The organism is Paenibacillus sp. FSL R7-0216 (assembly GCF_037969915.1).
GTDB classification, from domain to species: Bacteria; Bacillota; Bacilli; order Paenibacillales; family Paenibacillaceae; genus Fontibacillus; species Fontibacillus rhizolycopersici.
This window is the reverse complement of record NZ_CP150222.1, coordinates 3142192-3162887: the sequence shown is the minus strand read 5'-3', so window position 1 is coordinate 3162887 and position 20696 is coordinate 3142192. Positions and strand designations below refer to the sequence as shown.

Sequence of the window (20696 nt, the reverse complement as noted above, 5' to 3'; positions counted from 1 at the left end):
AAGCTGAAGGAGAGAGTGAGAATATGTTTAAGCTGAGTGAAATCAAAGAATTGATCGAACTGCTGGACCAGACGTCCGTGAATGAATTAGAAATTGAAAATGAAGGCGCTCGCTTGTGCATTCGCAAGAACGCTGTGAGCGAAGTCGTTCACGTGCAGCCACAGATGGTTACCGCAGTTCCGCAAAATATTCAGGCTGCCGTATCGGTACCGGCCCCACAAGAGAACGTATTGGCACCCCAAGCGACGGAAGCAGCCCATTCCGCTGCACATGCAGCTAACTTACATACCATAGCTTCTCCGATGGTCGGAACATTTTATCGTTCCTCGTCGCCGGAAGCCCAGCCTTACGTGAACATCGGCGACAAGGTCGGCGAGAAGACGACGGTCTGCATTATCGAAGCGATGAAGCTGATGAATGAACTGGAGGCGGAAGTCAAAGGTGAGATCATCGACATCCTTGTGGAGAATGGACAGATGGTCGAATACGGGCAGCCTCTCTTTTTGGTGAAGCCGGAGTAAAAGAAGGAGCTTTCCAAAGGAGGATACGAGAATCACATGAAATTCCATAAAATATTGATTGCTAACCGCGGCGAGATCGCCGTGCGGATCATTCGGGCTTGCCGCGAGCTGGGGATTTCCACCGTGGCGGTTTATTCCGAAGCGGACAAGGATTCGCTGCATGTGCGCTTGGCCGACGAGGCTTATTGCATTGGACCCACGCTGTCCAAGGACAGTTATTTGAACCTGACGAACCTGATGAGCGTAGCGACTTTGACCGAGTGTGATGCGATTCATCCCGGCTATGGGTTCCTGGCTGAAAATGCCGACTTCGCAGAAATCTGCGGTTCCTGCAACATTACATTCATTGGGCCTTCTCCGGAAGCGATCACCCGCATGGGGGATAAAGCGATGGCGAAGCAAACGATGAAAGAAGCGAACGTGCCCGTCATTCCCGGCTCGGACGGTTTGATTGAGGATCTGGATGAAGCCGTCATGGTGGCGCGCGACATCGGATATCCGGTTATCATCAAAGCGACGGCCGGCGGCGGGGGCAAAGGGATCCGTATCGCCGAAGACGAGGAATCGTTGATCAAGCAAATTACGACGGCCCAACAGGAAGCGCAGAAAGCTTTCGGTAACGCCGGCGTGTATCTTGAGAAGTATTTGACCGGCATGAAACACGTGGAAATTCAGATCATTGGCGACAAGCATGGCAACGCCGTATACTTAGGCGAACGCGACTGTTCCGTACAGCGCCGTCGGCAGAAGCTGGTCGAAGAGGCACCTTGCCCGGTGCTTTCGCCGGAGAAACGGCGGGAAATGGGCGAGGCTGCGGTTCGAGCCGCGCAAGCCGTCAACTATTCCGGTGCGGGAACGCTGGAATTCTTGCTTGGGCTGGACGGACAATTTTATTTCATGGAAATGAATACGCGGATTCAGGTGGAGCATCCGGTCACCGAAATGGTTACCGGCGTCGATTTGATCCAAGAGATGATTTCCGTGGCCGAGGGGAATCCGCTTTCCTTCACTCAGGAGGACATTCAGCTGAATGGTTGGTCGATCGAGTGCCGGATCAACGCCGAGGATCCTACCCGCAACTTTATGCCATCTCCGGGCAAAATCGGCTTTTACTTGCCGCCGGGTGGTCCGGGCGTTCGCGTCGATAGCGGGGCTTATCCAGGGTATACGATTTCGCCGCATTACGATTCGATGATCGCCAAACTGATCGTTTGGGGACCTACGCGGGAGGTAGCGATCGCCAAAATGAAGCGGGCGCTGTCCGAATTCGCCATCGAAGGCATTCATACGACGATCCCCTTTCACCAGAAGCTGTTGGAGCATCCGACATTTATTAAGGGTGACTTCGATATCAAATTTCTGGAAGAAAACGAGATATAGAAAGCCGCTGCGAGTTTGTCATAATGAACCCAAAATGATATAGTATGTATAATAAGTGCGCGGTATCTATCGTTAGAGCAGCGTCATACTTATTGAGAGGTGGATGAATAGAATGAGCACTTTGCCAACGGAATTCGAACGTACGGATATTGGTGAAATTCAGATTGCTCCGGAAGTGATTGAAGTGATCGCCGGACTGGCTACCGTCGAAGTGAAGGGCGTTGCCGGAATGAGCGGCGGATTCGCCGGCGGCATTGCCGAATTGCTGGGAAGAAAGAATCTATCCAAAGGCGTCAAAGTGGAAGTTGGCCAACGTGAAGCTGCGGTGGACGTATCCGTGATCGTTGAATACGGCAATCGTCTCCCGGAAGTCGCCTCGGAAATTCAGCGCAACGTCAAGCGTTCCATTGAAACCATGACGGGGCTGAACGTCGTCGAAGTGAATGTACATATTCACGACGTGATTTTCAAGGCTGCTGAACGTGTGGAAGAAATCGAAGCGACCCATCGCGTAAAATAACGATTGTAACGAACCCCCGACTGCTTCTCAGGTCAGGGGTTTACTGTAATTTTCAGCTGGACAAGCTGAAGCAAACCTCTATTAAGGAGGCAATACCTGTCGTGGCCAAAATTTTAGACCGAATTCTGATGTTTATTTACAGCTTGTGCATCGCGATCCTATCTGTTTTCACCATTCTATTACTTACGGGCACTGTTCCCCTGAATCTGGAGATTCTGGAGCGGCAACCGTTCTATGTCGGTACCTGGGTAGTAGCCATCGTATTGCTGCTCATCAGCATCCGTGTTTTTTACATATCGGTCAGCAGGGACCGCAGCTCGGCGACCTCGATTGACCAGCGTAACGAATACGGGGATATCCAGATCTCGGTGGACACGATCGAGAACCTGTCCTACAAAGCCGCTTCTCGTGTGCGTGGCATCAAGGAAGTCAAGACGCGGATTCGAATCACGGAATCCGGACTTGAAATCGTGGTTCGCGCACTCGTTGATGGAGAAACATCGATCCCGGTGCTGACGGAAGAAGTGCAGAAACAAGTTCATGACCATGTCGAGGAAATTACGGGAATTCCCGTATCCTACGTGTCGGTTTATATTGCGAATCTGGTCCATTCCCCGGTCCTCAAAAGCCGGGTTGAATAGGGGTGAGCAGCGGGGTGTTCTGGAAACAATTATGGGAGAGTCACAAAGGACGCCTGCTTGGGATAGCGGCGGCCGTGTTTTTATGCCCGATCTATCTGTTTTTCGGATTCTGGAATATGTTGTTCTGCGCCTTGCTGCTGTTTATCGGGTATACGATCGGCAAGCAGAAGGACTTGGAGGGAGGCCCGCTGTTCCCTTGGGGCATGATTTGGGAATGGCTGTCTACGCGTTGGCGTCCCTTTAAATGAGATTTCAAATTCCTCATTACCGTTTCCTGTGATATGCTTACTCCGGAAAAGAGCTAGGAACGTTCTCTTGCCCCTTTTGTGGAGTAAGCCAATTACGGGTCTTTTTTTGTGCAAAGAGAAGTGCAAGTTGGCGAAGCCGGTGATGATTGAGTCGGTTTTGGTCCATGCTGAAGGATATGTAAGGTTAATGCATGAAGCGTAGAAACTATTAGGAGGAAGCAGATGAAACGGCGTTTGGCGAGAGAAATTGCAGTGCAAAGTATGTACCAGATGGAAATGAACGAAGTTGATGCGAATGAAGCAGTGACGATGCTGCTTACGGAAGCCATGGAAGAGAACGAAAGCGAGGTGGAGTTGTCCGATATAGACGCAACCCGGGCCTTCGTGTTGGAGCTGATCAACGGCACATGGAGCCGTAAGAATGCGATCGACGCCTTGTTGGAGGATTACTTGAAAGGCTGGCAAATCAGCCGCTTGTCCAAGGTGGACCGTCAGGTCCTGCGACTGGCGACGTACGAAATGATCTTTCGAGACGACGTACCGGGCAAAGTTGCGGTCAATGAAGCGATCGAGTTAGCCAAACATTTCGGAACCGCGGAATCCGGGAAGTTCGTGAACGGGGTCCTTGGGAAGATGATTCAAGATGTTGACCAGTTGAAAAGCAATCGATAATTCAATTTAGGGTAGAGGAGAGGACGAGCATGACGGCACCAATCATTAACGGAAAACAAATTTCGGAAGAGATCCGCAAGGATTTGCGCGAAGAGGTAGAACAGCTGGCGAAGCAGGGTTTTAAGCCGGGACTGGCGGTCGTGCTCGTCGGGGAGGACCCGGCTTCGCAAGTGTATGTGCGGAACAAGGAGAAAGCATGTCATGAACTAGGCTACTATTCGGAGGTTCACCGCCTGTCGGCGGAGACGTCTCAGGAGGAACTGCTAGCCTTGGTGGACAAGCTGAATCGTCAGAGCAATATTCATGGGATATTGGTACAGCTGCCGCTGCCGAAGCATATTGACGAGAAAGCGGTTATCGATGCCATCTCCGCGGAGAAGGACGTTGACGGATTCCATCCGGTCAATGTCGGAAATCTGATGATCGGCGACGATAGCTTGCTGCCCTGTACGCCGGCGGGAGTCATCGAACTCATCAAACGCGCGGGCGTGGAAATCGCCGGCAAGCACGCGGTCGTTATCGGGCGGAGCAATATCGTTGGCAAACCGGTCTCCTTGCTTCTGCAGCGGGAGAACGCAACCGTAACGATGTGTCATTCGCGGACGGCCAACATGAAGGAATTAACCCAGCTTGCAGACATTCTGGTCGTAGCGATCGGGCGTGCCAACTTCGTTGACGCGTCTTACGTGAAGCCCGGTGCGGTGGTCATTGACGTCGGCATGAACCGACTTGAGAACGGCAAGCTGGCCGGGGATGTCGATTTTGAGAGCGTGAAGGAGGTTTCCGGCCCCATCACACCGGTACCCGGCGGCGTAGGACCGATGACGATCACGATGTTGATGCAGAATACGTTGATCGCGGCCAAGCGGTTGCAAGGGCTGTCGTAATCCGAGCATTCGAACAATAGCTGCAAGTTCAGTGAGATTTGAATAAAAGGAGGCGGCCCCCTTGGATCAGCAGCGGATTTTGACGGTCAAGGATTTGAACCGCTACATCCGGATGAAGCTGGAATCAGATCAGGTGCTCACCGATGTCTGGATTCGCGGCGAAATTTCGAATTTCACTCATCATTCCAGCGGACATATGTATTTTACGCTAAAGGACGCGGACAGCCGAATTAAATGTATTATGTTCGCCTCCCATAACCAGCGGCTGCCGTTCCGTCCCAAAGAAGGAATGCGCGTCATTGCTCGTGGCAACGTCTCCGTTTACGAACGGGATGGCCAATATCAATTCTACGCGACGCATATGCAGCCTGACGGCGTGGGTAGCCTGTATCTGGCATTCGAGCAGTTGAAGCAGAAGCTCGATGCGGAAGGCTTGTTCGCGCCGGGACGGAAGCGGCCATTGCCGCAGTTCCCCAAGACGATTGGCGTTGTAACATCGCCGACCGGAGCGGCAGTTCGCGATATTTTGACGACGCTCGGGCGGAGGTATCCGCAAGCGAAAGTAATCCTGTACCCCGTGCTCGTCCAGGGCAAAGGGGCGGCGCCGTCGATCGTGAAGGCGATCCAGACGCTAAGCGCCATGGGCGAGGCCGACGTGCTCATCGTCGGCCGCGGCGGCGGCTCGCTCGAGGAGCTGTGGGCGTTCAACGAGGAGCAGGTCGCGCGTGCGATCTACGAATCGGCGATCCCCGTCATCTCGGCCGTTGGCCACGAGACGGATTTCACCATCGCCGATTTCGTCGCCGACCTGCGTGCCGCCACGCCCACTGCGGCCGCCGAGCTGGCCGTGCCGCACATGGCCGAGCTGCGCGCGCTTCTGCGCCAGCGAGAACAGGTGCTGCAGCAGGGCTTGCAGCATCGCCTGCAGCAGGCGCGCGAACGGCTGCGCCGGCTGACGCGCTCGCCGGCGTTAACGCAGCCGCGGCGCAGCCTGCTCCAGCACGCGGAGCGGCTGGACCGGCTGTCTTCGCGGCTGACCGGCCGCATGGAGACGCGCCTGCAGCTCGCCGGCGCGGCGCAGGACCGCCTGCACCAGCGGCTGCTGCGCTTCCATCCGAAGGAAGCGCTGGTGTTCGCGGGACGTCGGCGGCGGGAAGCGGATCGCTTGCTGCGGCAGGCCATGCAAGGCATCCTGCGAGAGAAATCCGGACAGCTGGCTTCAGGCATCCGCCATTTGGATGCTTTGAGCCCGCTTAAGGTTATGGCGCGGGGGTACAGTCTTGTATACGATGAACGAGGGGAACGGCTCATTAAGTCGTTGTCGGAGGTTGACCCCGGCGACCGAATCACCGTGAAAGTTACGGATGGAGAACTGGATTGTCAAGTTTGGGGCATGAGACCGGAAGGAGCTGGAGAAGAAGATGAAGGAAAAGGAAGCCAAGCTTAACGCGGAAGCGCAGCAACCGGAACTGAATTTGAATTTCGAAGAAGCGATGAACCAGCTGGAAGACATCGTGTCTCAACTGGAGCACGGGGATGTACCTCTGGAGAAAGCGATCGACCTGTTTCAGCAGGGCATGAGGCTCTCGCAAATATGCGGCCAGAAGCTAGCCCAAGTGGAACAGAAGATCGAAATGATCGTTGAAGAAGACGGGGCGGTAGCGAAGCAGCCGTTTCAGCCGCCACTGAGCGATAATGCGGATTTCTGAGGAGAGCGGTGATCTTGTTGCGGCAGCATCTAACGATTGAGGAGTACATGAAGGAAATTGGCGAAGCCGTTTCCGCCCGATTGTCTGCAAGCCTTCCGGCCTCATGGGATGTGCCGGATACGCTGCGCCAGGCGATGGATTACTCGCTGATGGCGGGAGGGAAACGGCTGCGGCCATTGCTCGTCGTGGCTGCGGCGGAGGCGCTCGGCGGTAACCGAGAAGCGGCATTGTCCGTCGCCTGCGCCGTGGAAATGATACATACCTATTCGCTGATCCATGACGATCTGCCCGCCCTGGATAACGATGACTTTCGGCGCGGCAAACCCACGAATCATAAAGTATTTGGGGAAGCGATGGCCATATTGGCGGGAGACGGTTTGTTGACGCATGCCTTTTATCGCGTAGTTCAAGCGAGCCGTGAGCATGGAATACCAGCGGCGGCGGCCCTCTCGATCGTGGAAGAGCTGTCGCGGTATGCCGGACCCGGCGGTATGGTTGGCGGCCAAGTGGCCGACATGCAAGGCGAGCAGGGAGTGACCGACCTGAAGCAGCTGCGCTATATCCATGAGCACAAAACCGGTGATCTGATCGTTTTCTCGGCAAAAGCAGGTGGACATATCGCTGCCGGTTCGACAGAGCAACTCGAAGCTTTGGAGCGTTACGGACGCGCGTTGGGCCATGCTTTTCAAATCCAAGACGATATCCTGGATCTAATCGGGGACGAAAGCAAACTAGGCAAAAAAACGCAAAGCGACGTGAAGCAGCAGAAGGTGACCTACCCTTACTTTATCGGCATTGACGCTTCCCGCTCCGAAGTCGACCGGCTGACGCGCGAAGCGAAGGAAGCCGTGCAGGACGGGAAGGTTCCGCACCCGCAGCGGTTGTTGGAAATCGCCGATATGCTGCTTCGCCGCGATCATTAAATACAGAATCAAATCATCGAAATCAGGGAAAAGTGACTCATTCATCCCTTGCAAGTGATTTCGACATCATCGTGACATATGGTATAATGAAGGCTATTATCATCTAGTGCAAAAGAAGCCGGTATTTGAAGGCCGACTTTTTGAACTATACATTAAGGAAAGCGGGGAATGGCTGTGCTGCTTTCGCAAATACATGAGCCTGCCGATCTGAAAAACTTGTCCCTGGAGCAATTGACGCCGCTCGCCGAGGAAATTCGCCAGTTCTTGATCGAGAAGCTGTCGGTTACCGGCGGGCATTTGGCATCCAATTTGGGCGTGGTGGAATTGACGATCGCCCTGCACTATTGCTATAACAGTCCGCAGGATAAATTCATCTTCGACGTAGGCCACCAGGCGTATGTACATAAAATTTTAACCGGGCGGATGGACCAGTTCGACACGCTTCGTAAACATCAAGGGTTATGCGGGTTTGTCAAACGAAGCGAGAGCGAGCATGACGTGTGGGAGGCAGGGCACAGCAGTACCTCGCTTTCGGCGGCCATGGGGATGGCGCTGGCCCGGGATTTGAAAGGCGAATCGAACCGGGTGATCGCGATCATCGGGGACGGCGCGTTAACCGGGGGAATGGCGTTTGAAGCGTTGAATCATATCGGACATGAGAAGAAGGACCTCATGGTTATCCTGAACGACAATGAAATGTCGATCGCGCCAAACGTCGGAGCCATGCACAACTACTTGACCAAAATCCGTTCCGACCGCAATTACCTGCGGGCCAAGGATGAAGTCGAGCAGCTGCTTAAAAAAATCCCGGCTATTGGCGGGAAAGTAGCTAAAACCGTAGAACGGGTCAAGGACAGCCTCAAGTATTTGATGGTCTCCGGCGTCCTATTCGAGGAGCTCGGTTTCAAATACCTGGGACCGGTTGATGGCCATGATTTACCGGGGTTGATCGATTCCTTCAAACAGGCGAATAACGTGAGCGGCCCTGTGTTGGTGCATGTTCTAACCACCAAAGGCAAGGGATATACGCCGGCGGAGCAGGATTCGCATAAATGGCACGGCATCACGCCGTACAAAATCGAATCCGGCCAACTGCTGAAGGCGGTAGGCAATCCGATGTATACGGAGGTGTTCGGACAGACGCTGATCGAGCTGGCCGAACAGGACGAACGTATCGTGGCCGTAACTCCGGCGATGCCGGGAGGCTCCGGCTTGGTCAAATTTGGGGAACGTTTCCCCGGCCGAATGATTGACGTGGGCATCGCTGAACAGCATGCCGCCACGATGTGCGCCGCGATGGCGATGGAAGGCTTGAAGCCGGTTTACGCCGTGTATTCCACGTTCATGCAGCGGGCTTATGACCAGATCGTGCATGATATTTGCCGCCATAATGCCAACGTGATGTTCGCCATCGACCGGGCTGGATTTGTTGGCGCCGACGGGGAGACTCACCAAGGGGTATACGATATCGCCTTTATGCGGCATATTCCGAATATCGTATTAATGATGCCGAAGGATGAGAACGAATTGCGCCACATGATGAAGACGGCGCTTGAATATAATGACGGGCCGATCGCTTATCGCTATCCGCGGATCAACGTGCCCGGGGTCCCGCTGGACAATGAGCTGGTACCGATCCCGATCGGTACGTGGGAACAACTGCGCGAAGGCGACAGCCTAACGCTTGTCGCGGTTGGACCGATGGTGCAGGTTGCGGAGGAAGCCGCGGAGCAACTGAAGCGTGAGGGGGTTTCGGCTGCCGTGGTGAATGCGAGATTTTTGAAGCCTCTTGATGGGGAGATGTTGGGTCGCCTTGCGCAGGGCAGCGGAAAGATTGTCGTGCTCGAAGAGGCATCGCAGGCCGGAAGCCTGGGCAGCGCTATCCTGGAGTTCTACGCGGAGCTGGGGATTATTGGTTTGGACATTCATCTGATGGGCGTCCCGGATCGATTTATCGAGCATGGCAGCATTAAGGAGCAGTTGGAAGAAGTGGGCTTGACGGCCGATCATGTTGTACGCGAGGTGCAGAAATTGCGAGGCGGTCAGCATTTAACATTAGGCAAAAAAGTAAATTATTGACGGGAGATTGGCATGTCGGTTTCCAAGGAACGCATAGACGTCCTGCTCGTGGAGCAGGGATATTTCGATAGCAGGGAAAAGGCGAAAGCCGCGATCATGGCCGGGCTGGTGTTCGGCGGACAGGAACGGATCGAGAAGGCCGGAATGAAGATACCGCGCGATACCGCGTTGTCTGTCAAGGGGGCGATCCATCCCTATGTCAGCCGGGGCGGGCTGAAGCTGGAGAAAGCGATCAAGCGGTTCAACCTTGATCTGACGGGACGAACGATGCTGGATATCGGCTCTTCCACAGGAGGATTTACCGACTGCGCCCTGCAGCATGGCGCCGATTATGTCTATGCCATTGACGTCGGTTATAATCAACTGGATTGGTCGCTGCGCAATGATCCGCGCGTGAACGTCAAGGAGCGCACCAACTTTAGATATATGACACCGGAGGATTTGGAGGGGCCCAAGCCCGACTTTGCCAGTATCGACGTTTCATTTATATCGCTCAAAATCATTTTGCCGCCGCTTCTTGCGCTGTTGGAACGGCCGGCGGATGTTGCCGCATTAATTAAGCCGCAGTTCGAGGCTGGCCGTGAGAAGGTTGGCAAATCAGGGGTCGTTCGGGATCCTAAGGTGCATCAGGAAGTGCTGGAGACTGTGCTGAGCTTTGCATTGGACCAGGGCTACATGGTAGCCGGATTGACCTTTTCCCCGATTACCGGCGGAGAGGGAAATATCGAATTCCTAGCTCATTTAAGGCTGGAGGAAACCGCAAGCCAGGCTGGGGAACTAGGGGACGATCGTTTCGCTCCGATCCGCGAATTGGCGACGAGCGTTGTCCAAGAAGCATCAAACACTTTTTCGGGTGGCCCATCCAAGTGATGGGTCTTTTTTTTGCGTGTTTACGCTTGCAAATCGAACGCCTGTTCCCTATAATGAAATCAAAACTGTGCTTTTGTCCTCATTCCTCTCAACTTTTTGTTATGTACCTGACAGGAGCTGATCGCGGTTGCGTCGAAATAAGGGTTGAGGTGATAATCGGTGGGAGCTTACTCGGACGGTATTCTGATGGTCGTGATCGCGGGAATCGGCGCTTATTTGCTTTACCGAGGTTTTCATTCCTGGGTCCGCAAACCGTTTTCATTAAGATCGGGAATCGGATTTGAAATGAATGAGGAGATTCTAGAGCATCCTGCCGTGGACATGCTGGAGCAAGCGGGTTACGAGGTCATCAGTGATAAATTGAAGGTGCCGCTCACCTTTCGCGTAGACGGCGAAATCCTGCACAGCCGTCTGTTTATCGACTATATTGCGGTCAAGAACGGGGAATTCTATCTGGTAAGAACCGCGCGGGAACGTCTCCCGATGGAATGGACGGGCAGCGGCTTACGCAGAGATCTGCTCCCGTTCCTGCTGCTTTATCCGGAATGCGCCGGCGTGGTGTACGTGGATCCAGATCAAGGGGAGCTCAAGGAAATCTCCTTAACGACGGAAGAAGACGAAGAAGATGAATCCGCCTGAATCGAATTTTTCGATCATCAGGCGAATGGAGGGCAGAATGAAAGGGCATAGACATATCAAAATTCGGGAAATCATTACGGCAAGAGAAATCGAAACCCAAGATGAGTTGGTGGAAGCGCTGCGTGAGGCAGGTTACCAGGTCACCCAAGCCACGGTCTCCCGTGATATCAAGGAACTGATGTTGATTAAAGTACCGACCGACGATGGCAAGTATAAGTACTCCATGCCGACTGCTCAGCGTTATAACCCGGTGCAGAAGCTGCAGCGGGCGCTGGTCGACAGTTTCGTTCATATTGATCACACCGGCAATCTAGTCGTCATGAAATGCCTTCCGGGTACGGCAAATTCGGTAGCCGTACTGCTGGATAATATGGAATGGCCGGATTTGCTTGGCACGATCTGCGGAGATGACACGATTTTGCTGATCTGCCGGAATGAGGACTACAGCCGGTTTCTGATCGAACAGATCATGGGATACATATCTTAATTGAGCTTGGAGTAGGGGGAGGAGGGCCTCGCATGTTGGTTCATTTATCCATACGTAATTTGGCGGTTGTTGAAGCGGTGGATGTATCGTTTGGTTCCGGCTTTCATGTCCTGACGGGGGAGACCGGTGCAGGTAAATCGATTATTATCGATGCGCTGGGCTTGATTGCCGGCGGCCGGGGTTCGGCGGACTTGATTCGTTATGGCTGTGACAAGGCTGAAATGGAGGCCTCCTTCGATCTGCCGACGGAACATCCGGTTTGGACCACCTTGGACGGACTTGGGATTGCCGGGGATCCCGGCGAGCTTCTAATTATACGTCGGGAAATCAGCGTCCAAGGCAAGAGCTCGGCCCGCATCAACGGTCAACTGGTCAATTTGTCGATGCTGCGCGAGGTTGGGGACGAGTTGATCAACCTGCATGGACAACATGAGCACCAAACCCTGCTTCGGCCGGAACGCCATTTGGAGCTGCTGGACGCTTACGGGGCCGAATCGATTGATCCGGTGAAGGCGGCTTACCAGGCGACTTACGCCGAATTCGTTCGCATTGATAAAGAATATAACGAGCTGCGCAATACGAGCCAACAGGCCTTGCAAATGCTTGATTTATACCGTTTTCAGCTTGGCGAAATTTCGGCAGCCGAGTTAAAACCGGGTGAAGATGAATTACTCGCGGAGGAAAAGGTCAAGCTATCCCATAGCGAGAAAATGATGGAGTCCATCTCGAAAGCGTATGACTCGTTGTATGGTCCCCAAGGACTCGATGCGATCGCCAAAGCGGTATCCAAACTAAGTGAAGTGGCCGCTTATGACAGCAAAGGGATTTCTCCTCTCCTGGAGCAACTGCAGTCGGCTTATTATCAACTGGAGGATGCGTCTTTCAGTTTGCGGGATTACCGTGAACGGATTGAGTTTAATCCGGAGCGGCTGGAGGAGGTAGAGGAACGCCTAGACCTGATCTCTTCCCTGCGTCGTAAATACGGGGACGACATCCAAGGGATCCTCACTTATTATGAGAAGATCCGTTTGGAAGCCGACGCTTTGGAGAACAAGGACGAGCGATTGGAGCAGCTTCAGGCACAGCGGGAGAAACTAACCACAAGCTTGATGACTCAAGCCTTAGAGCTGAGTGCTGTGCGGCATCGGATGGCTGAAGAACTCGCGGGTCAGATCGAGATCGAGCTTAAAGACCTGCAGATGGGGAGAACCTCCCTGCAAGTGAAATTGTCCGTGATGGAGGACGCCCATGGGTTGGAATGGGAAGGCAAGAAAATCCGTCCCGGTAAGCAGGGCATCGATAATGCCGAGTTCCTGATCTCGCCGAACCCGGGGGAGCCGCTCCGGCCGCTGAGCAAAATTGCATCCGGTGGCGAGCTGTCGCGGATGATGCTGGCGCTCAAGAGTATTTTTGCCCGGCATGAGCAAGTTCCGGTATTGATCTTCGACGAAGTCGATACCGGCGTCAGCGGACGGGCAGCCCAGTCGATCGCTGATAAATTATCACGTTTGTCCGCGATGTGCCAAGTATTCGCCATTACCCATCTTCCGCAGGTGGCTTGCATGGCCGATCGTCAGTATCTTATTGAGAAGGTTGTAGAGGACGGCCGCACGATGACCCGCGTTGAATCTTTAGATGAAGCGGGACGGGTCAATGAATTAGCTCGCATGCTCGGCGGGGTGGAAATCACGGAGAAGACGCAGCATCATGCCCAGGAAATGTTGAAGCTGGCACAGGCACAAAAGGATGGTTTATTAAGTGCGGCACAATGATTGACAGTAATAAAACACCTGACCCGGGGTATCTTATAGGTACGCAATTGGCGACCACCTTTTCGTCAAGCGAAAGAAGCTAAGGGAGCGTGACAGCCATTGAACCCGAACCTCAGGAATAGAATGCTCGGTCTTTTTCTTGCCTTCTTCTTTTGTTTTCTCGGCACGTCCGCCGCTGAAGGGCGGCTTCCTGTTTTGCCGGACGAGTTACGCCTGTTTCAAGGTCAGGGAACGCAAATTTCATTAGCTTTGCCCGTACAGGCCGAAGTCAGTGTAGATCGGCCCGATGTTGTGATGTTGAACGGGCAGGCGAATCCATCCATGAAAGTATCATTGGGAAATCCGCTCAAGCTCTCGTCGCTTCGCAGTGGAGAAGCAACCCTCCGCATGAAATTATTCGGTCAAATTCCTCTGAAGACCGTCAAGGTCAATGTGATTCCGGACCTCAAAGTCATTCCCGGCGGACAAACCATCGGAGTAAAGGTCAAATCCGCCGGGATCTTAGTGGTCGGCCATCACCAGGTCGTCACTGATACCGGCAAGGTATCTCCCGGCGAAGCTGCGGGAATTCAAGCCGGGGATCTGATCACTCACATTAACGGTACGAAACTGCAGGATGTCCGCGAGGTGGCCGATATAGCGGCTGATGCTGGCAAACACCAAAGACCGCTCAAGATTACCTATCAGCGGAACGACAAGGAATTTAACACCTCTCTGAGCCCGGCTTACGATCAACAGGATCGAGCCTGGAGATTGGGACTATATATCCGGGATTCCGCCGCAGGGGTGGGTACGTTAACCTTCTATTCCCCGAATCATGGAGTATATGGGGCGTTAGGTCACATTATCACTGACATGAATACGCAGACACCGATCGTGGTGGGTAGCGGACAGATCCTGCAGTCCAGCGTAACGTCCATCTCTAAGAGTGAAAGCGGAGAACCGGGGGAGAAGCGGGCACATTTTCTGAAGGAAGGTAAAACTCTGGGCAATATCGAACGGAATACGCACTTCGGGATCTTCGGGAAAATGTCACAAAACCCGGAACATAGCGTATATGAGAAACCGATTCCTGTTGCATTTGCGGAGGAAGTTAAGGAAGGACCCGCGGAAATTTTGACCGTGGTGGAAGGTCAACACGTGGAGCGATTTAAGGTTGAAATCGTCCATGTTTCCAAGCAGAGCGCTCCGGAAACCAAAGGTCTGGTGATTCGAATTACGGATCCTCGCCTTGTGGAGAAAACGGGTGGCATCGTACAAGGCATGAGCGGCAGCCCGATTATTCAGAACGGGAAGCTGATTGGAGCAGTCACCCATGTTTTCGTTAACGACCCGAAATCGGGATACGGTTGCTTTATCGAATGGATGCTTCAGGACGCCGGTATTCTTCAAAGAGGCAAAGAAACACAGCAAAATCTTAAGGCGAGCTAACGCTGCCTTAAGATTTTTTTATCCTGAGGGTTACGCCGCTCGACAAACCCTCTACTGATTCCTGTATGCATTTGTCGAATGAATCCGAACGAAATCGCTTTGTGTAAATAAATATTTTATTATATCTCAAGCCTGCAAAAAAATAAATAAAAATAATTTTCGACAGAAGGAATTTACTTTTGCGTGTCGAATCCTTATTCTGGGAAGAGGAGAAAAATATTAGAACCCATCCATTTACCTGAAGGAGGACGTAGGCAGTGCAGAAAATCGAAGTGTTGTTGGCGGATGATAATCGAGAATTTACGAATTTGCTCGCGGAATACATTTCGGAGCAAGACGATATGGTCGTCTCGGGAATCGCCTATAATGGGGAAGAAGTGCTGGAGATGATCGATAATGCAGCAAGAGTTCCGGACGTGTTGATCCTGGACATCATTATGCCTCATCTAGACGGACTCGGCGTACTTGAGCGCATTCGCGATCTCAACTTGACACCGCAACCTAAAATCATCATGCTGACCGCTTTTGGTCAAGAGAACATCACGCAACGTGCTGTTCAGCTTGGCGCTTCTTACTACATCTTGAAACCTTTTGACATGGAAGTCCTAGCGAATCGTATCCGTCAGCTTGTCGGCGTTCAAACCTTAACGACGAATACACCATCGACTTCTTACACCAAATCGAATGTGGTACCTTTAGGCAAGGGCAAAAACCTCGATGCGAACATCACTTCGATCATACATGAAATCGGAGTTCCTGCGCATATTAAAGGGTACCAATATCTACGTGAAGCCATTACGATGGTATACAATAACATCGAGATCTTAGGCGCAATCACAAAGACGCTGTATCCGGCAATCGCAGAAAAATTCAAAACGACGCCTTCTCGCGTGGAGCGCGCAATTCGCCATGCGATCGAGGTCGCCTGGACGCGCGGCAACATCGATTCGATCAGCCATCTATTTGGATATACGATCAATATCTCCAAATCCAAGCCGACTAACAGCGAATTTATTGCCATGGTGGCGGATAAGCTTCGGATCGAGCATAAAGTTTCGTGAAAGTCTAAGGAAACGAATGAACGTGATAACGACTGGTGAATTTATAACGTTGGTCGTTCACTTGCGTAGTTATACAGATACGAATGAAAGGCGGTCCCTCTCGGTGTATACCGGGATGCGGCCGTTTTTTATTTTGGGAGGATAATTTTTTATTAGCCAATTGACAAAACCTACCTTGAGGATTATTCTGTATATGAACATATGCTCATGTACTTGATTTTGAGGAGGAACTACCGATGGAGAGAGATGTCCACACCTATCTGAACCCGGATACGCTGGAGAAGGTGTCTACAATTTTCAAGGCATTATCCGACCCCACTCGCATCAAAATTCTTTATTTGCTGTCGGAAGAAGAATGTTCCGTGACCCATATCTCGGACGTGCTGAATTTGTCACAATCGGCGGTATCCCATCAGCTGAGTTTACTGCGTAATTTGCGGCTCGTGAAGTTCCGGCGGGAGGCGAATACGATGTATTACAGCTGCGACGACGACCATGTTATCTCGCTCTTGACCCAGGCAATCCAACATGCGAAATGCGATTAGGGAGGGAGTTTCAATGGAACATCATCATGATTCTCACGCGCATCACCATCACGACCATGCCGGCCACCATCACGATCACCATGCCGTGCGGTCAGGGAATAAAAAAGGACTGCTCATCGCTTTGTTGATTACGGCTTCGATTGCTGTTCTCGAATTTTGCGGCGGGTTGTTTACGGGAAGCTTAGCTTTGTTATCCGACTCGGGACATATGCTTAGCGACGCTAGTTCGTTGGTGCTCAGCTTATTCGCGATTTGGTTTGCCGCCCGCCCCGCTTCGAAGCGGAACACGTACGGGTTCCACCGGCTGGAGATATTGGCGGCGCTGCTTAACGGGGTTACCCTGTTCGTGATTGCCGGAATTATCATATGGGAGGCCTACGGGCGCCTGCTTGATCCGCCGACCGTTTCCAGCAATACCATGATCGTCATCGCGGTCATCGGCTTGCTTGCCAACTTAGCCAGCGCTGCCGCCTTGCTCAAGAAAGGCGATGTGAAGGGGAATGTGAATCTGAAAAGTGCCTACCTACACGTCTTGGGAGACGCTTTGGGTTCTGTCGGAGCGATCTTGGCAGGAATCGTGATGTCGTTATTTGGTTGGTACATTTTTGACCCCATCATCAGTGTTGTCGTAGCGTTGTTAATTCTTCGCGGTGCTTGGGGCGTGTTAGTCCAATCGGTGCATATTCTCATGGAAGGTTCGCCCGCATCGATCGATCAAAGCGAGGTTAAACAGTGTCTGGAAGGCATACCTGGCGTTGTTGAGGTACATGATTTGCATATTTGGACGATCACATCGGGTATGGATGCGCTAAGCTGCCATCTGACGATTGAGGACGAAAGCCAGAGTCAAACCGTGCTTCAAGAAGCTATTTCCGTGTTAGAGACAACGTTCCAGATCGGTCATTCCACCATTCAGGTCGAAACGACGCACATCCGACATCGGGAGCTTATGGTATAATGCGATCTGAGAAAGGATGAGCAAACATGTCCCAGAAATTTGATTCGGCGGCTTATCGGAGTTTGCTGGAGGAGGTCCATCTGGAGGAGGAGAAGCGGCAGGTTTTGTTGGAGCTTATCGATCAAATCGAACAAGTAACCGCTGAAAATGCCAGATTACGCAAAGCATTGCTTCGGGCTTCTTCCCACAACGCTTCGCGGATGTCGACCAAGCTGAAAGAAGCCTTATACGAATAAGTTGAAAACCTCTCCCGCCCATCTGTTAAGGCGAAAGAGGTTTATTTTTTTGCCATCTAAGGTTAATCGTGCGGGATCCCGGCCGGCTCCGGTTCTTTGACGGCAGAGGCTTCTTTTTTGCGAAATCTAGGTCCGACGTAGTTCCGTTTGCGGTCCCTGAAGAAGATCCAGCCACCCAGAAATCCGGCGCCGGCTGCGAATAGAACAACACCCAGCCCAAAGTTTAGCCAGTCGAATGTTATGCGGGATAACGCATCGTCACCGTGAGCGGACATATAATCAAATAGGGAGTCTTTGATTTTCAGGAAGCCGATCATCGCCGTAATGCCGGGAATAACCAGCAATATAATGGCGACAAACCGGGATAACATCAACTTCATGAGGGAGATCGTCCTTTCATCTCATAATGGCTATGTATTGTTAAAAATATCATACCTTTTTCCTGATGTGATGTCTATTTGCAGCTCTGGTTTGTATTCACGGAAAAACAAGGTAAAATAGGGGAAAGCGACTGAATTGATAGAATGGGTGGAGATCTGATATGGCAATAACTTGTGATGTAGCGGTACTGGGCGGAGGTACGGGAGGATATATCGCGGCCATTCGCGCGGCCCAATTGGGGAAAGATGTCGTCATCATCGAGCGGGACAAGCTAGGTGGAACTTGTCTGCATCGGGGCTGTATCCCAAGCAAAGCGCTGCTTCGAAGCGCCGAGCTCTTCGCGCAAATGAAGGATAGCACAAGCTACGGCATCGAAACAAACGGGGTCACCCTGGTGTTTCCGAAAGTACAAGAAAGAAAGCAAAGCATCGTGGATCAGCTGCATAAAGGGGTCCAATATTTGATGCGTAAACATAAAATCCGCGTGATTGAAGGAAATGGACGAGTGATTGGGCCATCGATTTTCTCGCCGAAAAGTGGAGCGGTTGCCGTAGAGCTCCCGGATGGGGAGATGGAGACCATCGTGCCGACAAATCTGATCATCGCAACAGGCTCACGGCCGCGCACGCTGCCGGGTCTTGAACCGGACGGCAATCATATTCTCAGCAGTGATGAAGCATTGCAGCTAGCGGATCTCCCTGGCTCGATGCTGATCGTAGGGGGCGGTGTCATTGGCGTGGAGTGGGCATCGCTGCTGAATGACTTTGGCGTGCAGGTAACTGTGGTGGAAGCGGCGAATCAACTGCTGCCGGCCGAGGACGAGGATGTGGCCCGAGAATTGCAGAAACAGCTGCAGCGCCGAGGGATTGAAGTCATTACGGGGGTTTCCGTAGATCCAAGTTCCTTCGAAATGGGTGATAACCGGGTACATATTTCGGCGAAGCGAGGGGACGAATCGATTCGGCTAGAGGCGGACAAGCTGTTAGTCTCGATTGGTCGGCAGGCTAATGTGGAGAATATTGGGCTGGAAAATACCGACATCGGGTTAGACCGCGGCTTCATCCGGGTAAATGAACATATGCAGACAACCGAGCCTCACATTTATGCCATCGGTGATTGCATCGGCGGACTTCAGCTGGCGCATGCTGCTAGTCATGAGGGGTTAACGGCCGTTCATCATTTGTCCGGGGAAGCTTCGCATGGTTATCAGGACAGCCAAGTGCCGCGTTGCGTGTATACACGTCCGGAGGTGGCTTCGGTCGGAATCACTGCCAAAGAGGCGAAAGCGAAAGGGCTGGACGTCAAAATCGGGAAGGTTCCGTTTTCGGCGATCGGCAAGGCGATGGTACACGGCGAAACGGAAGGCTTCGTCAAAATGGTAGCCGATGCCCGCACGAATGACATTCTCGGCGTTCAGATGATCGGGCCTCATGTGACGGAGCTGATCAGCCAAGCGGCACTGGCACAGGTGCTGGACGCGACGCCTTGGGAAGTCGGACAGGCGATTTTCGCGCACCCGACGCTGGCGGAAATTATCGGAGAAGCGGCGTTAGCCGTGGACGGGAACTCCTTAAACGCCTGAAGAAACGGACGGGAAGACGGCTATTTTCTTTTTCGCTGCAAAAAGATTATAATAAACTTATTCCAAGTCTTAGTACCTGGTGTTAAGATTAAGCTATGTAATGCCCCAATCGAAGGAGGTAACTCCCATGAATGCGAAAAGTATTGTTCAAACTGAATCCAAACATAAGCAGCTCGGATTAACGGATGCTGAAGTCGTTGAGATGTACAGATATATGGTGATTGCGCGCAAATTCGACGAGCGAAACCTGCTGCTGCAGCGGGCAGGAAAAATCAATTTCCACGTGTCCGGGGTCGGTCAGGAGACAGCGCAGGTTGCCGCGGCTTTCGCGTTAGACCGTCAGCGCGATTACTTCCTGCCGTACTACCGCGACTACGGATTTGTGCTGGCGGCTGGTATGTCGCTGACGGAACTGATGCTCTCTGCGTTCGCTAAAGCGGACGACCCCAACAGCGGCGGCCGGCAAATGCCGGGGCATTTCGGCAGCAAACGGCTGCGTATTGTGACCGGCTCTAGTCCGGTAACCACTCAGGTACCCCATGCGGTGGGCGTGGCTTTGGCCGCGAAAATGCAAAAGAAGGACATCGTTTCCTTCGTTACATTTGGCGAAGGCTCCAGCAACCAGGGCGATTTTCATGAAGGCTTGAACTTCGCTGGGGTTCAGAAACTGCCGGTGATTTTCATGTGCGAAAATAACCAATACGCCATTTCCGTTCCTGTGAAGAAGCAATTGGGCGGGCGCGTTTGCGACCGGGCTCAAGGCTACGGTTTTCCGGGAATTCGCGTAGATGGCAACGATGCGCTCGAAGTGTATCGGGTCGTGAAGGAAGCGCGGGAACGTGCCGTTCGCGGCGAAGGACCTACGCTGGTCGAGGCGATGATGTACCGGTTGTCTCCACACTCTACTTCGGACAATGACCTGGCGTATCGGACAAAAGAAGAAGTCGATGAGAATTGGAAAAAAGACGGAATTCCGAAAATGAAATCTTATCTGATCGAAACCGGTCTGTGGAGCGAAGAGCAGGATGAAAGGCTGTCGAAGGAGATCCATGGGCAGCTGAAGGAAGCCGTGGAAGCTGCAGACAACGCGCCTTTCCCGAAACCGGAGGACACACTGCTGCACGTGTATGCCAGCGAAGGGGAGGGTCAATAAT

At 52.6% G+C, this 20696-nt stretch carries 23 protein-coding genes; 22 read left to right on the top strand and 1 reads right to left on the bottom strand.

The window, feature by feature from the left end; genetic code table 11:
• The first annotated feature begins 23 nt into the window (after window positions 1-23).
• The 20 genes from accB to MKZ15_RS14325 all read left to right on the top strand — a co-directional run bounded on the left by accB (window position 24) and on the right by MKZ15_RS14325 (window position 17579).
• Entirely contained in the window at window positions 24-521 is a 498-nt protein-coding gene (gene accB / locus MKZ15_RS14420) for an acetyl-CoA carboxylase biotin carboxyl carrier protein (protein ID WP_339816635.1), read from the top strand.
• A 36-nt stretch (window positions 522-557) separates the two neighbouring features.
• Window positions 558-1901: an acetyl-CoA carboxylase biotin carboxylase subunit gene (gene accC, locus MKZ15_RS14415; RefSeq protein ID WP_193415927.1), complete on the top strand. Its 1344-nt coding sequence runs from the start codon at window positions 558-560 to the stop codon at window positions 1899-1901.
• 112 nt (window positions 1902-2013) lie between these two features.
• Window positions 2014-2421, top strand: a complete 408-nt coding sequence (locus tag MKZ15_RS14410) for an Asp23/Gls24 family envelope stress response protein (protein WP_193415928.1) — start codon at window positions 2014-2016, stop codon at window positions 2419-2421.
• A gap of 101 nt (window positions 2422-2522) precedes the next feature.
• A complete protein-coding gene (amaP, locus tag MKZ15_RS14405) occupies window positions 2523-3062 on the top strand; it encodes an alkaline shock response membrane anchor protein AmaP (protein ID WP_193415929.1) in 540 nt (179 codons plus the stop codon).
• Between the two features lie 14 nt (window positions 3063-3076).
• The gene (locus MKZ15_RS14400) at window positions 3077-3310 is read left to right on the top strand and encodes a DUF2273 domain-containing protein (protein ID WP_193415930.1); all 234 of its coding nucleotides are present in this window, start codon (window positions 3077-3079) and stop codon (window positions 3308-3310) included.
• Window positions 3311-3532: 222 nt separating this feature from the next.
• Entirely contained in the window at window positions 3533-3982 is a 450-nt protein-coding gene (gene nusB / locus MKZ15_RS14395; RefSeq protein WP_339816633.1) for a transcription antitermination factor NusB, read from the top strand.
• Between the two features lie 29 nt (window positions 3983-4011).
• Entirely contained in the window at window positions 4012-4869 is an 858-nt protein-coding gene (gene folD / locus MKZ15_RS14390; RefSeq protein WP_339816632.1) for a bifunctional methylenetetrahydrofolate dehydrogenase/methenyltetrahydrofolate cyclohydrolase FolD, read from the top strand.
• A 61-nt stretch (window positions 4870-4930) separates the two neighbouring features.
• Complete coding sequence (gene xseA / locus MKZ15_RS14385) at window positions 4931-6316, top strand: exodeoxyribonuclease VII large subunit (RefSeq protein WP_339816631.1); 1386 nt, start codon at window positions 4931-4933, stop codon at window positions 6314-6316.
• Window positions 6291-6578, top strand: coding sequence for an exodeoxyribonuclease VII small subunit (gene xseB / locus MKZ15_RS14380; RefSeq protein ID WP_155605461.1), 288 nt, complete (start codon window positions 6291-6293; stop codon window positions 6576-6578). Before xseA ends, xseB begins: the two co-directional genes overlap by 26 nt.
• Window positions 6579-6625: 47 nt before the next feature.
• The gene (locus MKZ15_RS14375) at window positions 6626-7501 is read left to right on the top strand and encodes a polyprenyl synthetase family protein (RefSeq protein ID WP_339822433.1); all 876 of its coding nucleotides are present in this window, start codon (window positions 6626-6628) and stop codon (window positions 7499-7501) included.
• A gap of 174 nt (window positions 7502-7675) precedes the next feature.
• On the top strand, window positions 7676-9580 hold the full coding sequence (gene dxs / locus MKZ15_RS14370) for a 1-deoxy-D-xylulose-5-phosphate synthase (RefSeq protein WP_339822430.1): 1905 nt from the start codon (window positions 7676-7678) through the stop codon (window positions 9578-9580).
• Window positions 9581-9592: 12 nt separating this feature from the next.
• Window positions 9593-10450 carry a TlyA family RNA methyltransferase gene (locus MKZ15_RS14365; RefSeq protein ID WP_155605459.1) on the top strand — a complete coding sequence of 286 codons (858 nt, stop codon included), beginning with the start codon at window positions 9593-9595 and terminating at the stop codon, window positions 10448-10450.
• Window positions 10451-10609: 159 nt separating this feature from the next.
• Complete coding sequence (locus MKZ15_RS14360) at window positions 10610-11089, top strand: hypothetical protein (RefSeq protein WP_339816630.1); 480 nt, start codon at window positions 10610-10612, stop codon at window positions 11087-11089.
• 37 nt (window positions 11090-11126) lie between these two features.
• Window positions 11127-11576, top strand: a complete 450-nt coding sequence (argR, locus tag MKZ15_RS14355; RefSeq protein WP_155605458.1) for a transcriptional regulator ArgR — start codon at window positions 11127-11129, stop codon at window positions 11574-11576.
• A 32-nt stretch (window positions 11577-11608) separates the two neighbouring features.
• Complete coding sequence (gene recN / locus MKZ15_RS14350; protein ID WP_339816628.1) at window positions 11609-13348, top strand: DNA repair protein RecN; 1740 nt, start codon at window positions 11609-11611, stop codon at window positions 13346-13348.
• A 99-nt stretch (window positions 13349-13447) separates the two neighbouring features.
• Complete coding sequence (gene spoIVB / locus MKZ15_RS14345; protein WP_193415936.1) at window positions 13448-14779, top strand: SpoIVB peptidase; 1332 nt, start codon at window positions 13448-13450, stop codon at window positions 14777-14779.
• A 257-nt stretch (window positions 14780-15036) separates the two neighbouring features.
• The gene (spo0A, locus tag MKZ15_RS14340; protein WP_193415937.1) at window positions 15037-15840 is read left to right on the top strand and encodes a sporulation transcription factor Spo0A; all 804 of its coding nucleotides are present in this window, start codon (window positions 15037-15039) and stop codon (window positions 15838-15840) included.
• 236 nt (window positions 15841-16076) lie between these two features.
• Window positions 16077-16385 (top strand): metalloregulator ArsR/SmtB family transcription factor, encoded by a 309-nt coding sequence (locus MKZ15_RS14335; protein WP_155605434.1) that lies wholly within the window; start codon window positions 16077-16079, stop codon window positions 16383-16385.
• 13 nt (window positions 16386-16398) lie between these two features.
• On the top strand, window positions 16399-17343 hold the full coding sequence (locus MKZ15_RS14330) for a cation diffusion facilitator family transporter (RefSeq protein ID WP_193415938.1): 945 nt from the start codon (window positions 16399-16401) through the stop codon (window positions 17341-17343).
• Window positions 17344-17369: 26 nt separating this feature from the next.
• Window positions 17370-17579: a hypothetical protein gene (locus MKZ15_RS14325; RefSeq protein WP_155605432.1), complete on the top strand. Its 210-nt coding sequence runs from the start codon at window positions 17370-17372 to the stop codon at window positions 17577-17579.
• Window positions 17580-17641: 62 nt separating this feature from the next.
• Here the strand turns inward: MKZ15_RS14325 and MKZ15_RS14320 are convergent, their stop codons facing one another.
• Window positions 17642-17959, bottom strand: a complete 318-nt coding sequence (locus MKZ15_RS14320) for a DUF2627 domain-containing protein (protein ID WP_155605431.1) — start codon at window positions 17957-17959, stop codon at window positions 17642-17644.
• 161 nt (window positions 17960-18120) lie between these two features.
• Between MKZ15_RS14320 and lpdA the strand changes: the two genes are divergently transcribed.
• Complete coding sequence (gene lpdA, locus MKZ15_RS14315) at window positions 18121-19542, top strand: dihydrolipoyl dehydrogenase (RefSeq protein ID WP_339816626.1); 1422 nt, start codon at window positions 18121-18123, stop codon at window positions 19540-19542.
• A gap of 127 nt (window positions 19543-19669) precedes the next feature.
• Entirely contained in the window at window positions 19670-20695 is a 1026-nt protein-coding gene (locus tag MKZ15_RS14310; RefSeq protein ID WP_155605429.1) for a thiamine pyrophosphate-dependent dehydrogenase E1 component subunit alpha, read from the top strand.
• The last annotated feature ends 1 nt before the right edge of the window (window position 20696 follow it).

Coding starts and splice junctions, on each gene's coding strand:
- accB (WP_339816635.1), top strand. CDS start 24: ATGTTTAAGCTGAGTGAAATCAAAGAATTGATCGAACTGCTGGACCAG.
- accC (WP_193415927.1), top strand. CDS start 558: ATGAAATTCCATAAAATATTGATTGCTAACCGCGGCGAGATCGCCGTG.
- MKZ15_RS14410 (WP_193415928.1), top strand. CDS start 2,014: ATGAGCACTTTGCCAACGGAATTCGAACGTACGGATATTGGTGAAATT.
- nusB (WP_339816633.1), top strand. CDS start 3,533: ATGAAACGGCGTTTGGCGAGAGAAATTGCAGTGCAAAGTATGTACCAG.
- folD (WP_339816632.1), top strand. CDS start 4,012: ATGACGGCACCAATCATTAACGGAAAACAAATTTCGGAAGAGATCCGC.
- xseB (WP_155605461.1), top strand. CDS start 6,291: ATGAAGGAAAAGGAAGCCAAGCTTAACGCGGAAGCGCAGCAACCGGAA.
- MKZ15_RS14375 (WP_339822433.1), top strand. CDS start 6,626: ATGAAGGAAATTGGCGAAGCCGTTTCCGCCCGATTGTCTGCAAGCCTT.
- MKZ15_RS14365 (WP_155605459.1), top strand. CDS start 9,593: ATGTCGGTTTCCAAGGAACGCATAGACGTCCTGCTCGTGGAGCAGGGA.
- argR (WP_155605458.1), top strand. CDS start 11,127: ATGAAAGGGCATAGACATATCAAAATTCGGGAAATCATTACGGCAAGA.
- recN (WP_339816628.1), top strand. CDS start 11,609: ATGTTGGTTCATTTATCCATACGTAATTTGGCGGTTGTTGAAGCGGTG.
- MKZ15_RS14335 (WP_155605434.1), top strand. CDS start 16,077: ATGGAGAGAGATGTCCACACCTATCTGAACCCGGATACGCTGGAGAAG.
- MKZ15_RS14330 (WP_193415938.1), top strand. CDS start 16,399: ATGGAACATCATCATGATTCTCACGCGCATCACCATCACGACCATGCC.
- MKZ15_RS14325 (WP_155605432.1), top strand. CDS start 17,370: ATGTCCCAGAAATTTGATTCGGCGGCTTATCGGAGTTTGCTGGAGGAG.
- MKZ15_RS14320 (WP_155605431.1), bottom strand. CDS start 17,959: ATGAAGTTGATGTTATCCCGGTTTGTCGCCATTATATTGCTGGTTATT.
- lpdA (WP_339816626.1), top strand. CDS start 18,121: ATGGCAATAACTTGTGATGTAGCGGTACTGGGCGGAGGTACGGGAGGA.
- MKZ15_RS14310 (WP_155605429.1), top strand. CDS start 19,670: ATGAATGCGAAAAGTATTGTTCAAACTGAATCCAAACATAAGCAGCTC.